Origin of the sequence: Pseudomonas baltica (assembly GCF_014235765.1) — a bacterium.
Classification (GTDB): domain Bacteria; phylum Pseudomonadota; class Gammaproteobacteria; order Pseudomonadales; family Pseudomonadaceae; genus Aquipseudomonas; species Aquipseudomonas baltica.
Genome location: NZ_JACMYH010000001.1, coordinates 164,505 through 179,325 on the forward strand (window position 1 = coordinate 164,505; position 14,821 = coordinate 179,325).

The window sequence follows — 14,821 nt, forward strand, 5'->3', positions numbered from 1 at the left end:
CCTAAAGAAAAAAACGGATTGCAAATCCGCCTACGCCGGTTCGATTCCGACCTCGGCCTCCATCATCGAGAACCCCGCAGATTAACGTCTGCGGGGTTTTTCTTTGGGCGATCGAAAAGGCATGTGCTCCAGAACTTCTGGGGATGTGTTCCAGAACCATTCTTCGACAGCTCCGCGATTGCGTTGACTCGTCGGTAGATCTTCTTGGCGATTTCGCGCCGCTGAGACATAGCCTCAAGTATCGAATTCAAATCATTGCTGGCGCCCAAGAATCTTTATCCGATCCAGCGGTCAGTTACTCCCGACGTATCCTGTGTGTTGCCATTTACGGCAGCCCGACTGATAAAACTAATTGGGAGCTGCTGAGGCGTGAGTGAATTAAGTATCTGGCTGGAAGCCATTATTCTGGGGTTGGTCCAGGGACTGACCGAATTCTTGCCGGTATCCTCCAGCGCGCATTTGCGCATTATCGGACCATTGTTACCCTCTGGCGGCGACCCAGGCGCTGCGTTTACCGCCATCACCCAGCTGGGCACCGAAGCAGCAGTGCTGCTGTACTTTCGCAAGGATATCCTGCGCATTGCCATGGCTTGGATCAAGTCGCTGGCTGACGCCTCTTGCCGCAGCCATCCGGACGCCAGAATGGGCTGGCTGATCATCATCGGCACCTTGCCGATCTCGATCCTTGGACTGCTGTTCAAGGACTATATCGAAGGAAGCCTGCGCAATCTTTACCTCACGGCAACCATGCTCATCGTGTTCGCGCTGATCTTGGCCGCAGCGGACAAGATGGGGCGCAAGGAGCGCAAGCTCGATCAACTGACCTGGACCCATGGCCTGGTTTTCGGCTTTGCCCAGGCGCTGGCCCTGATTCCGGGCGTATCACGCTCAGGCGGCACCATCACCGCCGGGCTGATCATGGGCTACACGCGTGAGGCTGCAGCGCGCTATTCATTCCTGCTGGCGGTGCCGGCGGTGATCGCTTCGGGCTTCTACCAGCTGTACCGCAGCTGGGGTGAATCCAGCACTTTCTCCGGCGGCCCAACATTGCTGGCAACGATCATTGCGTTCGTCGTCGGCTACGGGGTGATCGTGGTCTTCCTCAAGCTGGTTTCGACCAAGAGCTACATGCCATTCGTGTACTACCGCATCGCGCTTGGCCTGGGCGTCATCGGGCTTCTGAGCATGGGCGCGCTCAGCGCTGTGTGACTTGTTGCGACGCGCAGGATGCGCCCTCGCTTCAAGCTGGCAAAGCTATGTGGTTCAATGGAAAGAAATCAGGAGGATCCGTTATGGGCAAGAATGCCAACAAGCCTTTCTACATCGCCGCTGTCCCTTTGCTTGCAGTCGGTTGCGTCTTTGCCGCGCTTGGCGCATCGGGTCAGGAAGCGTTCGGATGGACAGCAATCGGGCTGCTCGTGCCCGGCATCGTCATGCTGATCACAGGCGCCATGCGTAGGCGTCGAGCTGCCTGAGAGTTCATCGGACAGCCCGTGCAGTCAGAACGGCGTGGGCTGTCGTCAGAAGTCCCATCGGGTGGTGATCATCACGTTCCTGGGCTCGCCATAGACGGCCGAGTTATAGAAGCCGATGTTGGTGTAGTAGTACTTGTCGAACAGGTTGTTGAGATTGACCGTGGTCGATAACGCCGGAGTGATCTGGTACTTGGCCATGAGGTCCACCACCCAGTATTGCTTCTGGGCGAAGGTTTCGTAGGTATCGCGCGGCGAATTCCAGATCTCTTGCCACGCCTTGCTCTGCCAGCGTCCACCGCCGCCCACTGTCCACTGGTCGAGCGTACCGGGCAGATTGTAGGTAGTGAACAAGGTGAACTGGTTTTCCGGCTCGAACGTCGAGATTTTCACGCCACTGTCGTCGCGTACCACTTTATGGGTAAAACCGGCCTGCATCTGCCAACCTTGCGCCAGCTCCCCGGAGACTTCGAGTTCAAAGCCCTTGGTTTGCGCATCGGTACCCTTGAACGCGTAGTTGGAAGGCGTTGGGGTGAGGTTGTTGTAGTCGTCATCGGGCACTGACCGATTGCTTTCCTTGACTTGAAAGTAGGCCAGGCTGGCATTCAGCCGGCCTTCGAAAAACTCGCCCTTGATGCCCACTTCGTAGTTCTCGCCTTCATCGGGCTCGAGCAACTTGCGGTTTCGATCCAGGTTGTAGGAATCCTGCGCCATGAAGATGTCGGTGTAGCTGGCATACACCGACAACTGTTCGTCCAGGTCGTAGATCACCCCTGCATAAGGGATCAGTCGGCCGCTTTCGCGATAGGTGTCGGTATTGCCTGTCACGGTGTAGTTGACCAGGCGCCCGCCGAGAATGAAATGCAGATCGTCGGTCGCGTTCAAGCGCGTGGTCAGGTAGACGCCGGTCTGCCGAACGACATCGTCGCTGATCTGCTGCGCGGCGCCCCAGGCCGGTTTGTCGACGTTGCCGTGCCAGTTGAAAAAGTCGAGCTGGTTGCCGTTGGGATAGGTCACGTCCCAGAAGCCCTTGCCATCCCAATGCGCCTTGCTGATCGAACCGCCCAGAACCACCTCGTGTTCGCGGCCCAGGAACTGGAAAGGACCGCTGACATAGGCGTCGGCTGAATCGCTGCTGGTTTCGCCACGGTAGCGCTGGCCATTGAGCCGGGCCGTGCCGTCGACGGCTGGGGCATCGCCCTGGATCGAGCCCAGTTGTGCGTCATAGCCGTTGATCTTGTGGTCCAGTTGCAACTTGGTTACCCAACCATCACCGAACTGGTGCTCCAGCGTCGCGAATACCGTGCGCGTGTATTGCTTCCAGCTGCTCCAGTCGGCTGCGTTGCTGAAGGAGCGCTTGACGTCGTTGCGCTCGCCGGCGGCGTTGAGCAAAGGGAAGCTGCCAGACCAGGTCGAGCCGCGCGGATCATTGTTCTGGTAGTCGCCGCCCACGGTCAGCAACGTGTCCGGGGAAAGATCGAACTCCAGAATGCCGTAGTACACCTCGGCCTGGCTGCCGTAGCGGTCCATGAAGGAATTCTTGTCCTGATAGGCCGCCACGGCACGCCCGCGTACGTTGCCGGTCGACGTCAGCGATCCGCTGACGTCGACTTCGCTGCGGTAGTTGTCCCATGAGCCTGCGCCCAGGCTCAGATGCCCCTGGAAATCGGTGGTGGGCTTCTTGCGGATCAAGTTGATCGTGGCACCCAGCGAGCCTGCACCCACCAGCAGGCCGGGTGACCCCTTGAGCACTTCGATGCGGTCGTAGACCGCCATGTCGCTGAGCGAGTTGCCGGCCGAATAGCCGACATTGCGCACCGCAGATGGAATGCCATCGTACTGAAAGTTGTTGATCGAGAAACCGCGAGCGTAGTAGTTGGAGCGATCACTGTCATAGGCCGAGACGGTAATGCCTGGGGTGTGCCGCATCACGTCGTCGACATTGTCCAGCGCGAAGTCATCCATGTGCTGACGGGTGACGACGGTGACCGACTGCGGTGTCTGCCTGGGGCTCAGTACCAGCCGGGTGGCCGTGGCGATCAGGCCGGGTGTGTAGGAGCCGGTGCCTTCGGTGATATTGCCCAGTTGGTTGCCGGTGATCTGGGTGGGCGCCAGGTCGAGCCCGACACCGGCGGTCGTCAGGGCAATCAGGACGAAACCATCGCCCTGTTTCACGGCGCCGATTCCGCTGGCGCCCAGCAGCTCGTCCAAGGCCTGGTCGGTACTGAATCGACCGTGCAATCCTGGGCTGCGCTTGCTGCCCAGCAGTTGCGGATCGAACACGATGGTCACACCGGTGCTGCGGCTGAGTTCGGTCAAGGCGCTGTCCAGGCTGCCCGGCTGGATATCGATCTGTTGCAGGTCGGCTGCCTGCACCGCAGAGGCGGCGATACCGGCGAGGCTCCAGCAGATCACGGCAGGGAAGACGGTTCGACCTAACAGGCGAGGGTGGAGGCGAGGCGAGGGGCGCTGGGTCACTTTGAGGATCTCGAACGGATTGAGTGAGGCATTCACTGAGCTATGCCGTCCCAGATTCGAAATCCCATCACGGCGCATCGATGTTTCACGCTGCCTTGCCGACGTGGGACCAATAGCGGGTGATCTTTCGCACGTGCAGGCCATGGGCGCCGGCGATCAACGCCACCGACTGATCGGCGTGCAAGGTACTGAAGTTACCGCTGACAGGCAGCGCGGCAATGCGTTGTTCCCAGTTCAGGTAACCGACCCGGTAGCGTGACAGCTCGCCGAGCACCTGAGCCAATGGCAGGTTTCGAACGATCAGCATACCGTTGCGCCAGGCACCGTGGTCGGGGGCAGGCCCGGGTGTGCGCCGCAGCGTTGAGTGACTGACGAGCCACTGCTCTCCTGCGTGCATCTCGAGCGCTGCGTGCCCGGCACTCGCCTCCAGCTTGACGGTGCCCTCGGCGATTGTCAGGCACGTGTGGTCCCCGAACAGCCTGGCTTCGAAGCGTGCATGAAGCGCATCCACCCGGCAGTGCGGCGTTGTCAGCTGCAGGGGCAAACCACTGCCGGCTGTTGTCACACCCATCTCGCCGCGCAACAGGGTGACGCGTTGCACGCCTTCGAGGTCGGCTTTCACCGCGCTGTCGGTGTTGAGTTCGAGCAAGGTGCCACTGGGAAGTTTCCAGCGACGGAATTCCCCCGTGCGGGTGCTGTAGTCGGCGAGCAGGCGTTGCCAGGGCGCATACCGTTGGGTGCCACAGCCAATCGCGGCGGTGCCTGAACCCAGCACCAGCAGCTTGAGCAGTTGCCGCCGCTGCAGGCGTCCGGTGGGTAGTCGGTTCAGGGCGCTCATCGCGGCACTGGCGGGCAGCCGCGCAAAGGGCTCATTCAGACCTTGCAGGCGTTGCCAGGCCAGGGCATGCCGGGCGTCGGCCGCCAGCCAGTGCTGGAAGGCATCGTGGGTCGCTGCGTCGGCTGTGTTGAAGCTGATCTTGAGCGACCAGTCGATGGCCGCATCGAGTATCTGCGGCGACACCAGGGTACATGGCGTGCTCACTGCGTTTCCTGTGCGAAGGTCGCGGTGTAGCAAGCGCGCAGTGCCTGGGCGAGGTAACGCTCCACGCTTGGCACGGATACCCCAAGCTCCCTGGCGATGGCGGGACACTTCAATCCTTCGAGCTGGGCGAGGAGGAAAGCCCGGCGCACGATGGGGCGCAGGCTGTCCAGCAGGCAGTCGATGGCCACCAGCGCCTCGATCACCAGAAGTCCCGTTTCAGGAGAGGGGGCCTGTTCGCAGGGCAGTTCCGCCAGCGTTTCCAGCCAGGCCCTTTCGATATCCCGACGCCGCCACAGGTCGATGACCAGACCCCGGGCCACCGTTCGCAGGTAGGCACGCGGCTGCTCCATGGTTTGCACGCTACGACGCTGCAGCAAGCGCACGAAGGTATCCTGCGCCAGATCGGCGGCGTCGGCGGTATTGCGCAATCGGCCATACAACCACGCCCGGAGCCAGGAATGGTGATCCTGATAGAGTCTTTCCAAGCCTGGGCCGGTGTGCGAAAGGTGCATGCAGGATCTCGTGGAGCATCAGATGATAAAGTCTCGCATTATCATCTGATGACCCGCAGTTTGAAACCTGCGATTTGAATCTTCGTCTCTTCGCCGGGCACATCCAGGAAAACTGATCCCTGACCAGAACAGCGGACGCAGTAAAAGACCGCACACGCCCGACCGCTGGTGCAACCCGACGACCGTTCATTCCATTGGCGCCAAACTAATGCCCCACAATAATGGCACTAAGATATCATGGGGTAGTCTAGTAAAATTCTGAATCATATTTTCCGGTGCCCCATGCAAGCCGTTCAAGCTCAACCGGCTCATTCCCCCGAACCGCACACCATGGCACTGGTCGAGCAGGCCATCGCAAGCGGCATGGGTGGTCTGACGTTCGACCGTGAACTGGAGCGTCGCTACGAGGCCGATACCCAACGCCAGCGCCTGCAGTTCCTGACGTCCACCGGTATCTGCGGTGCAGTGATCTACAACCTGTTCCTGATCAGCGACTGGTTGGCCCTCGAAGATGTGTTCGCCTATGTGGCTGTAGGGCGCCTGCTGCTGATCACCCCAATGATCATTGCCATCCTGCTGCTGGCCCAACGCCTGACCTCACGTCGAGCGCTGGAGACGGTGTCGGCGCTGGCCACGGTATTGTCCTCGTTGATGCCGCTGGTGGTGATGATCTACAGCGACAGTCCCTATCGCCTGCACTATCAGTTAGGCATGCTGTTGTTGATGGTGTATTGCACGATGATTCAACAGTTACCATTTCGCTTCGCGGTGGCTGCCATGGCCAGCATGCTCGGCATCCAGTTGCTGACCACTCACATCGCGGGATTCATGGACCCGGTGACATGGCGCGCCAATGCCTTCTTGTACGGCTCAACAGTGGTGCTGTTGCTGATGGCTTCGTATTTCCTCGAGCGTGCGAGCCGACTCAGCTATCTGTTTGCCTTGCGCGGGCGCCTGCTGGAAGTGCAACTGACCGAAATGGCCCGCACCGACCCACTGACTCAACTGTTCAACCGTCGGCACCAGGGCGATGTCACCGCCCAGCTGTGGCAGGCAGCAGGGACCGAAGCGACCTGCGTGACGGCGATCCTCATCGACATCGATCACTTCAAGCTCTACAACGACAGCTATGGCCACCTGCAAGGGGACAGCTGTCTCAAGCAGGTCAGTGCAACCATCAAGGAGTTGTCCCGGCAATCCAATGCCATGCCGTTCCGTTTCGGTGGCGAGGAGATGCTGGTGCTGCTGGTGGGGGCCGATAGCCAGCAGGCCAGGCAGTTGGGGCAGGACCTGTGCACGGCGGTCGCGGACCTGGGGCTTGCCCATCCCGCTCTGGGCGCCGGGGCACGCGTGACCATCAGCGTGGGAATAGCGATGGGCATCGCGCCCTACGTCACGGCGCACAACCTGATAGGTGCTGCCGACAAGGCCCTGTATGCCGCCAAGAACGCCGGGCGCAACTGCCTGCGGCAGGCTCCTTTCGAAGGCAGCGCGGCGGCTTGAACGGCAACCTGAACGGTCACTTCTGCAACGCCTGCAGGCGTGCCTCCTTGGCGTCGTCGAAAATCATGTAAAGCGCCTCGATATCGGCCGGCTTGAGTTTGCGCGACTGTTCGAGTCCCAGGATCAGGGCGATTTCAAGCGCGCCTTCGCGCTCTACATCCGCTTTGGTGCTGGCGGCATTCAACGCGCGGACCAGGCCATTAACCGAGCCTCGTACGTCCTTGGGCAGTTTCAGTAGATCCAGTCGTTCCTGCGGCATGTGACGCTCTCCAGCAAAATAGGGGTGGTCGGTGGTCATTCCACCTGTGCTCAGCGCGTCAATTCGTGGCCGTACGGTACGCGGAAGCCCGACGCATTGCGATGACCGCCACCGCCGAACTGTTTGGCGACTTCCGACACGTCCATGCCTTCATCGGTGCTGCGCAACGAAAACGAGCGACCCTTGGGGCCATCCGAGTAGCACGCGGCAAACGGCTCGCCTTGGGTCATGATGTTGCCGGCATCGCTGGCGAACAGTGAGGGTATGTTGGCCACCGGCACGTCGTGACCGCCGATCGACATTCGTCGCGCGGTGGCGCGCAGCAGATCGGCCACGGTTTTCTGTCGCTGCCGTTCGATCGCAATGCCGTCCGCCAACAGCGTCTCGACGGGCGCAGCCAGCAGCGCATCCCACACGGCAAACTCCTGCGGATAACTGAACAGATTGGACAGCACTTCGCGCGTGCCCGGCAGGTTGAACCGCCACAAGTCGCGGTCCTCGATATGGTCGATCAGGGCAGGGCGCGGCTGGCCGGCGAAGAAGTAGTCCCAGGCCAGGCCGGCACCCGAGCGGCTCATGTCGAACAGGGCATGCACGTTGCCGCCTTCTGCCTGTTCACCAAAGGCTGCGGCCGGCGGCACCTGGAGCAGGTCGGCCTGGGCGGTCTTGTGGTGATCGAGCACGAGGATCGAAAGGGCTTGGGCGGCCATCGCCATGAGCGTCTGGTAATCGTAGGCGAAGTCGACGATGAACACATGCCTGCCGGTGACATCGGGTGGCGGCTGGCCGTGTCCGGCGGCATGAAATTCGACGTCAGGCCCAAGTGCCTTGCGCACTACCCAGGCTGCGCCGAAGCCGTCGGCACAGTTTCCGTGGTAGATGCAAAGCGTGGTTGTAGGGGCTGCGATCATGTAAGGCTCCGGAAATCGACGGGTATTGCAGGCGGGCATTCTAAGCGATTGCGGGGCCCTGCGCGTGATTGCCAGCGCCGAACCGTTCAATGTCCGGCGACCGTCCATCGCCACAGCGAAGTATTTCGCCGGCCCCGGCAGTCATTGTCATTTCAAGCAGCGCATTTCACACAGGCACTTTATCGTGGAAAAAAATATGTCGATTTCAACGTCCAGTCCGGATCAGCGTCACCATGCGATGCAGGCGTTGCTCGAGGAATTTTCGTTGCGCGGGGTCGACATGCAAGCGGTTGCCGAAGCGGCGAAGCTCAGGCTCCTGGGCAGCCCGCAGTTGTGCCTGCTGCCTGCCGACTATCGCGTCCAGTGCGCCAAGGCGGTTGACGAGCTGATGGACCAGGCTACCCCCTCGGAATCCTGAACCTGCGCTTTTGCTCGGCCGTGTGGCCTCCCGCTAACTCGAGGTAATTGCAGCCATGGTCGAACTCGCCGATGACCTTTACCAGCAGATGGCGCAGGCGCCTTATCTGGTACTGACCGGGGCAGGTATCAGTACCGCGTCCGGCATTCCCGATTATCGCGACAGCGACGGGGTCAGGCGGGGCAGCGCACCGATCATGCATCAGGACTTCATCGCCAGCCCCGCCACGCGCAAGCGCTACTGGGCACGGGCGATGGTGGGCTGGCGGGGTGTGCACCAGGCCACGCCCAACGCGGCCCACCAGGCGCTGGCAGCACTGCAGGGGCAGGGCCTGATCAGCGGGGTGATCACCCAGAATGTCGACGGGCTGCACGATGTGGCTGGCAGCCGCAACGTGGTCGAACTCCATGGCAACCTGCATCGAGTGGTCTGTCTGGATTGCGGCATGCGACTGCGGCGCGATGACGTGCAGTTGCTGCTCGAAGAGCAGAATCCTTACCTGCAGGACGTGCATGCGGTACTCGCGCCTGATGGTGATGCACAACTGGCAGCACGCTTTCTCGAGGCATTCCACATGCCCCATTGTCCATGCTGTGGCAGCGATCTGCTCAAGCCTGACGTGGTGTTCTTTGGCGGAGGCGTCGAACCGGAGCAGGCTCGGGCTGCGTGGAAGGCAGTGGAAGCGGCGCCTGGCATGCTGATCGTAGGCACATCACTGATGGCCTATTCGAGCTTTCGCCTGTGTCAGGAGATGTCTCGCCAAGGCAAACGCCTGCTGGCGATCAACATGGGCCGCACTCGCGCCGATGGACTGCTCAGCATCAAGGTCACGCAGCCGTGCGAGCAGGTTCTGCCCCAGATAGCGCAAAGGCTGGTCCAGGGCAGCCAGTCGTCAACCTAACGCGGTATCCATGAACATCATTACCGCGAACCCCAGCATCAGGCCCAGCGTTGCCGGTGTCTGGTGACCATTGCGGTGGGTCTCCGGAATCACTTCGTGAGACACCACGAAAATCATGGCGCCTGCAGCCAGTCCCATGCTGATCGGGTAGGACAGCGCGAAGCCGCTCGACAGTCCGAGGCCAACCATCGCGCCCAGCGGTTCCATCAGGCCAGAGCCCATCGCCACCAAGGCAGCCTTGCCCGCGCTCAGCCCCGTTGCCCGCAGCGACATGGCCACGGCCAGGCCTTCGGGAATGTCCTGCAACAGAATCGCGCTGGTCAGCGGAATGCCTACTGCAAGGTTGCCGTCGGACAGGCTCACACCGATGGCCATGCCTTCAGGCAGATTGTGCAGAGTGATGGCCAACACGAACAGCCACACCCGGTGGATTCGTTCGGAATTGGGGCCGTGCCTGCCGGCGTTTTCATGTTCGTGGGGAATGACCTTGTCCAGTGCCAGCATCAAGCCCACGCCAAGCCCCAGGCCGAGGATCACCACCAAGGCGGCGACCGCAGAGCTGTCAGTGTGGGTATTGGCGGCTGCCAGGCCTGGCAGCAACAGCGAGAAGGTGCTCGCTGCCAGCATCATGCCGCCAGCGAAGCCGAGCATCACATCCTGTACTTTGGAGGATATTTCCCTGAGTGCCAGGGCGATCAATGCGCCCAGGGCAGTCGCTGCAAAGCCACCGGTGCCGCCCAGCAGTGCATACCAGGCATGTTGACGGTCGGCGTGCAGCAGGGCATTGACGATGCTCCATACCACCACCACCGCACTGACGGCCAGAAGCAGGCCGGTGAGGGTCCATAACCAGGGTTTGTCGCGAAAACGCTGTGGCCAGCTGTCGTTGGTGGCGGTGTTGGAAGGCATAGGGCTCTCTGGAAATTGCTGCGGGCTTAAGCATGGACCCGAATAAGCGACAGGGGTTGCGCTGCATGTGAATGGGCGTTGTAGGAAAAATCTTTTTTTAACTGCATCCAAATGCCCCGCTGATGAGTAGTACCTACAGCAGCTACACAAGGCGCTGCCGGTTCGATCACTCTTATGGAGCTTACGACATGAACAGCACACACCGTTTCTGCCTGGCCAACGTCCTCTTTGCCGCCACCTTCGCCCTGGCCACCACTGCCCACGCGCAGATGGATCTGCCTGCTCCGGTTCAGGTTCCGGCTGGCAACAAGGTCGCGATGGAAACCGTCGGCATGGGCGAAATCACTTATGAATGCCGTGACAAGGCCAATGCCGCTGGCCAGACAGAGTGGACGTTCGTTGGTCCCAAGGCCGTTCTCAATGATCGCTCCGGCAAGCAAGTAGGCACCTATTTCGGCCCGCCCGCCACCTGGCAGTCGGCAGACGGCTCCAAGGTGACCGGCACTCAGGTTGCTGTCGCACCGGCCGGTGACGGCAATCTGCCTTACCAGTTGGTCAAAGCCAATCCGGTCGAAGGCAAGGGCGCCATGCAGGGCGTGACCTACATCCAGCGCACCGCACTCAAGGGCGGCGTTGCCCCGACCAGCGCGTGTACCACCGCGCAGAAGGGTCAGAAAGAAATCGTCAAATACCAGGCCGACTACATTTTCTGGTCCGCCAAGTAAAAGTCGTATAGACACAGCGCGCGGAACGGCAAGTCCGCGCGCTTGGTCTACACTGCCGAGCGAGCTTCATTCTTCCACTTGCCATGGCGGTCTTTCTTGTCCTTGCCGGAAAATCCATTCGATTACGAAGTTGCCCTGCAGAACTGTACCCGTGGCGATCGCCAGGCACTGCACGGCTTGTATCAGCGCGAAGGCGGGCGCCTGTTGGCCGTCGCTCTGCGCATTGTCGGCGATCGAGCGTTGGCCGAAGATATCGTCCACGATGCGTTCCTGCGGATCTGGACGCAAGCCGCCAGTTTCGACGCGCAGCGAGGTTCGGCGCGGGGGTGGATGTTCACCATTACCCGGCACCTTGCGCTCAACCACATTCGCAGCAACGCGCGGTTGCGCGGGCTGAACGAGGACGATCTGCAGTCGTTGTTCACCGACGAAGCCGCAGATGCGGCACTGGGCAGTGCGCGAATCGACGGGTGCCTGGAGCAACTGGAGCCGCAGCGACGCCAGTGCCTGTACCACGCTTATCTGGATGGCTACACCCATGCCGAGATCGCCCAGCGGCTGGAAACGCCGCTGGGCACGGTCAAGGCGTGGATCAAGCGCAGCCTGGCATCACTGCGTGAGTGCATGGGATGAGCGAACGAAGCGAGACGGTAGAGCCCATGAATACTGAAGAACTGGCCAGCGAGTATGTGCTGGGAACGCTCGATGCAGAGCGGCGGGCAGAAGTCGAACGGCGATTGCCCACTGACCTGGAACTGCGCGCGGCGGTCGATGCATGGGAAGCGCGCCTGTTGCCCCTGGCTGAGCGCGTCACGCCTGTGCAGACGCCGGCGACGCTGTGGCCACGGATCCAGCACAGCCTCGACAGCGCAGGCGCGCAGCCCATCCCGATCTGGTGGAATCGCCTGGGTGTCTGGCGCGGGTTGGCGGGCGCCGGGCTGGCGGCAACGCTGGTGCTGGGCGCGTTGTTGTTCAACGTTCGCGCGCCGGTGCCGGGTCCAGCCTATGTCGTCGTGCTCATCGCGCCTCAGGACAAGGCGCCAGGTTGGGTGGTGCAGGCCAGTGACTCCAGGGAGGTCCAGCTGATTCCGTTGAACGATACGGCGGTGCCGGCTGACCGCGCCCTGCAGTTCTGGACCAAGGCCGATAGCTGGCAAGGTCCTGTCTCGCTGGGTCTGGTGGAACCGGGGCAGAGCGTACACGTAGCCCTGGACAAGCTTCCGCCGCTGGAGAACAACCAGTTGTTCGAGCTGACCCTGGAGCCCAAGTCAGGCTCGACAACCGGCAAGCCAACCGGCCCCATCCAGTTCATCGGTCGTGCGGTCAAGGTGATATGACCCGGAACCGGGCTGCTTAAGGGCGCATGCGCTCTTCTTGGCAGTCCGGCCCGCCCATGTCGAACTCGCGACAGATCAACGGGCGATTCAGGTAGATACTGCAGCTCATGGAGCGTCGGTCCAAGGCGGCACACCACCCATCGTCCAGGCGCGACATGGTTTCCGAACCCCATTCGTCCACTTCAATGAAGCGCTCCGGTACGCCGGTGTCGGTGATCAGCATGACTTCCAGGCGACAGCACTTGGCGGCGCAGCGGTCACAGCTGATGGAGGAGTCGATGTCGCTGGTTACAGCGATGTCATGCAGCGCAATCAAGGGCAGTGCCTGGCAGGAAATGATCGGCGCAGCGTACCGTTAGTTGCGCCGTTTCACAAAGCAAGCCGTGCACCTTCAGGCTTAAGGCGACGGATTGCAGGTCAGGCTGCCTTTGAAGACTTGCGCTTGCGCTTGTTTTTCCACGGCGTCGCGCCTTTTGGCGCAGGACCGCTGATGACCATGCGCAACCCGGCGCAACGCTCCACCAACTTGCTCATCCAGGCCGATTGTTTGGCGACGAAGGTTTCCAGCGACATCTCACCGCTCTGCACCATGTCCAGCGCCTGCTCCCAGATGGCAGTGGTGCCTGGGTCGGCGATGGCTCGAGGTACCGCGTCGATCAAACTGAAGGCGGCGGGTGCTGCGGCCAGAGCCTTGCCCTGCTTGGTCAGGTAGCCGCGATCCAGCAGGCCCTGGATGATGCCGGCGCGGGTGGCCTCGGTGCCGATTCCGGTGGTGTCCTTGAGTTTCTGCTTCAGGCGCGGGTCTTCGACCAGCTTGGCGACGTTTTTCATCGCCTTGATTAAATCACCTTCCGTGAAGGGTTTCGGGGGTTGGGTCCACAGGTCCTTGAGCTTCACGTCGCGTACCACGCAGCGCTGGCCCTCGATCAGCCGCGGCAATGGCTGCGGAGCCGGCGCTTCGCGACCCTTGGCAGCGCCGAGCGCCTGCGGTATGGCGCGCTTCCAGCCGGGTTCGACCACCTGCTTGCCGACCGCGCGCAACGCCTGACCGCTGCAGTCGAAGTCGGCCTGGGTGCGGTCGTATTCGTGATTGGGCAGAAACTGCGCCAGGTAGCGGGCGCGGATCAGGGTATAAACCGCGCGGTACTTGCCCTGCAGTTTGTCGAACGTAGCGGCGACGGTAGTTGGAATGATGCCGTGGTGGGCGCCGACCTTGGCGTCGTTCCAGGCGCGTGAGCGCCGCTGCGCATCGAGGTGGGGGAGCAACACTGCCAGCCCTGGGTCGGCGCGGCCCAGGGCTGCAATGATCGCCCCGGCATCACCGTGCTGGCTGACCGGCAGGTAGCCGCAGTCGCTGCGTGGATAGGTGATGACCTTGTGGGTTTCATACAGTGCCTGCGCCACGTCCAGGGTTTCCTGTGCCCCCAGCCCGAGCTTTTTCGAGCAGACCTCCTGCAAGGTGCCCAGGTCGAAGGGCAGGGGGGCGGCCTCCTTGACGCGCTCGGTACGCAGTTTGCGCAGCGTTGCGTGGCTTGCCTGGCTGAGCGCTGCAGCGGCCTGCTGCGCCAGCGCCTGGTTGAGGCAGCGTCCTTGATCGTCGCAACTGTCCGCTGGCGGTATCCACTGCGCAGTGAACTCGGTCTCCTCGCCAAGCAGTTGCACATCGATGGCCCAATAGGCGGCGGGGACGAAATCGGCGATGCTTCGGTCGCGGTCCACCACCAGGCGCAGGGTCGGGGTTTGTACCCGCCCCACGGGCAACACGCCCTGGTACCCCGCCTGACGGCCGAGCAGGGTGAACAGCCGGCTCATGTTCATGCCGATCAACCAGTCGGCCCGCGAGCGCCCCAGGGCGCTGTGATACAGGGAGAACGTCTCGGCGCCCGGCTTGAGAGCCGCCAGCGCCTTGCGAATCGAGGCGTCGTCCAGGGCCGACAGCCACAGCCGCTGCACCGGCCCGCGGTAGCGACAGTGATCGACGAGCTCGCGGGCGATCATTTCGCCTTCGCGGTCCGCGTCCGTTGCGATCACCAGAGCCTGGGCTTCACTCAACAAGCGCTTGACCGCCTTGAACTGGCTGGCCGTCTTGCGTTTCACCTGCATTTTCCATTGCTGCGGGATGATCGGCAGATCGGCCAGCACCCAGCGCTTGTAGCGCGCGTCGTAGGCGTCGGGCGGCGCGGTTTCCAGCAGGTGCCCGATGCACCAGGTCACCGTGACGGCATTGCCGATCCAGCAGCCATCACCGCGGCGCGTGGCGCCCAGCACCTTGGCGATGTCTTTTGCCTGGGAAGGTTTTTCGCAGAGAAACAGCCGCATAGGTACCTTGATGAAGAAGCCGTGCAGAGCCGTAG

At 61.8% G+C, this 14,821-nt stretch carries 16 protein-coding genes; 8 read left to right on the forward strand and 8 right to left on the reverse strand.

Annotated elements, in window-relative coordinates:
* The first annotated feature begins 369 nt into the window (after nt 1-369).
* Nucleotides 370-1,209 carry an undecaprenyl-diphosphate phosphatase gene (locus H7993_RS00895; protein ID WP_342345024.1) on the forward strand — a complete coding sequence of 280 codons (840 nt, stop codon included), beginning with the start codon at nt 370-372 and terminating at the stop codon, nt 1,207-1,209.
* Between the two features lie 83 nt (nt 1,210-1,292).
* On the forward strand, nt 1,293-1,475 hold the full coding sequence (locus H7993_RS00900; RefSeq protein ID WP_122477426.1) for a hypothetical protein: 183 nt from the start codon (nt 1,293-1,295) through the stop codon (nt 1,473-1,475).
* A 45-nt stretch (nt 1,476-1,520) separates the two neighbouring features.
* On the opposite strand, the gene H7993_RS00905 is transcribed toward H7993_RS00900, so the two are convergent.
* From H7993_RS00905 to H7993_RS00915, 3 genes are all read right to left on the reverse strand, one after another.
* The gene (locus H7993_RS00905; RefSeq protein WP_425311985.1) at nt 1,521-3,950 is read right to left on the reverse strand and encodes a TonB-dependent siderophore receptor; all 2,430 of its coding nucleotides are present in this window, start codon (nt 3,948-3,950) and stop codon (nt 1,521-1,523) included.
* An 85-nt stretch (nt 3,951-4,035) separates the two neighbouring features.
* On the reverse strand, nt 4,036-4,992 hold the full coding sequence (locus H7993_RS00910; protein WP_185793120.1) for a FecR domain-containing protein: 957 nt from the start codon (nt 4,990-4,992) through the stop codon (nt 4,036-4,038).
* Nucleotides 4,989-5,504 (reverse strand): sigma-70 family RNA polymerase sigma factor, encoded by a 516-nt coding sequence (locus H7993_RS00915; protein ID WP_185793121.1) that lies wholly within the window; start codon nt 5,502-5,504, stop codon nt 4,989-4,991. Before H7993_RS00915 ends, H7993_RS00910 begins: the two co-directional genes overlap by 4 nt.
* A gap of 282 nt (nt 5,505-5,786) precedes the next feature.
* Between H7993_RS00915 and H7993_RS00920 the strand changes: the two genes are divergently transcribed.
* Nucleotides 5,787-7,007 carry a GGDEF domain-containing protein gene (locus H7993_RS00920; protein WP_185793122.1) on the forward strand — a complete coding sequence of 407 codons (1,221 nt, stop codon included), beginning with the start codon at nt 5,787-5,789 and terminating at the stop codon, nt 7,005-7,007.
* A 16-nt stretch (nt 7,008-7,023) separates the two neighbouring features.
* Here the strand turns inward: H7993_RS00920 and H7993_RS00925 are convergent, their stop codons facing one another.
* Together H7993_RS00925 and H7993_RS00930 are read right to left on the reverse strand one after the other, a co-directional pair.
* Nucleotides 7,024-7,266, reverse strand: coding sequence for a hypothetical protein (locus H7993_RS00925; RefSeq protein WP_122477434.1), 243 nt, complete (start codon nt 7,264-7,266; stop codon nt 7,024-7,026).
* 50 nt (nt 7,267-7,316) lie between these two features.
* Nucleotides 7,317-8,177, reverse strand: a complete 861-nt coding sequence (locus H7993_RS00930; protein ID WP_122477435.1) for a DHH family phosphoesterase — start codon at nt 8,175-8,177, stop codon at nt 7,317-7,319.
* Nucleotides 8,178-8,241: 64 nt separating this feature from the next.
* On the opposite strand from H7993_RS00930, the gene H7993_RS00935 reads away from it, so the two are divergent.
* Both H7993_RS00935 and H7993_RS00940 read left to right on the forward strand, forming a co-directional pair.
* Nucleotides 8,242-8,595: a hypothetical protein gene (locus tag H7993_RS00935; RefSeq protein WP_185793123.1), complete on the forward strand. Its 354-nt coding sequence runs from the start codon at nt 8,242-8,244 to the stop codon at nt 8,593-8,595.
* Between the two features lie 55 nt (nt 8,596-8,650).
* Nucleotides 8,651-9,496 carry an NAD-dependent protein deacetylase gene (locus tag H7993_RS00940; RefSeq protein ID WP_185793124.1) on the forward strand — a complete coding sequence of 282 codons (846 nt, stop codon included), beginning with the start codon at nt 8,651-8,653 and terminating at the stop codon, nt 9,494-9,496.
* Here the strand turns inward: H7993_RS00940 and H7993_RS00945 are convergent.
* Nucleotides 9,488-10,405, reverse strand: a complete 918-nt coding sequence (locus tag H7993_RS00945; protein ID WP_185793125.1) for a ZIP family metal transporter — start codon at nt 10,403-10,405, stop codon at nt 9,488-9,490. The two genes, H7993_RS00940 and H7993_RS00945, sit on opposite strands and share 9 nt — an antisense overlap.
* A gap of 188 nt (nt 10,406-10,593) precedes the next feature.
* Here H7993_RS00945 and H7993_RS00950 point away from each other — a divergent pair, with 188 nt between their 5' ends.
* From H7993_RS00950 to H7993_RS00960, 3 genes are all read left to right on the forward strand, one after another.
* A complete protein-coding gene (locus H7993_RS00950; protein WP_185793126.1) occupies nt 10,594-11,130 on the forward strand; it encodes a DUF3455 domain-containing protein in 537 nt (178 codons plus the stop codon).
* 96 nt (nt 11,131-11,226) lie between these two features.
* The gene (locus H7993_RS00955; RefSeq protein ID WP_185793127.1) at nt 11,227-11,763 is read left to right on the forward strand and encodes a sigma-70 family RNA polymerase sigma factor; all 537 of its coding nucleotides are present in this window, start codon (nt 11,227-11,229) and stop codon (nt 11,761-11,763) included.
* Between the two features lie 26 nt (nt 11,764-11,789).
* Nucleotides 11,790-12,467, forward strand: a complete 678-nt coding sequence (locus tag H7993_RS00960; protein ID WP_185793128.1) for an anti-sigma factor — start codon at nt 11,790-11,792, stop codon at nt 12,465-12,467.
* 16 nt (nt 12,468-12,483) lie between these two features.
* Here the strand turns inward: H7993_RS00960 and H7993_RS00965 are convergent, their stop codons facing one another.
* Nucleotides 12,484-12,774, reverse strand: a complete 291-nt coding sequence (locus H7993_RS00965) for a YkgJ family cysteine cluster protein (RefSeq protein WP_185794146.1) — start codon at nt 12,772-12,774, stop codon at nt 12,484-12,486.
* A 110-nt stretch (nt 12,775-12,884) separates the two neighbouring features.
* Nucleotides 12,885-14,786, reverse strand: a complete 1,902-nt coding sequence (locus H7993_RS00970; RefSeq protein WP_185793129.1) for a DNA topoisomerase III — start codon at nt 14,784-14,786, stop codon at nt 12,885-12,887.
* Between the last annotated feature and the right edge of the window lie 35 nt (nt 14,787-14,821).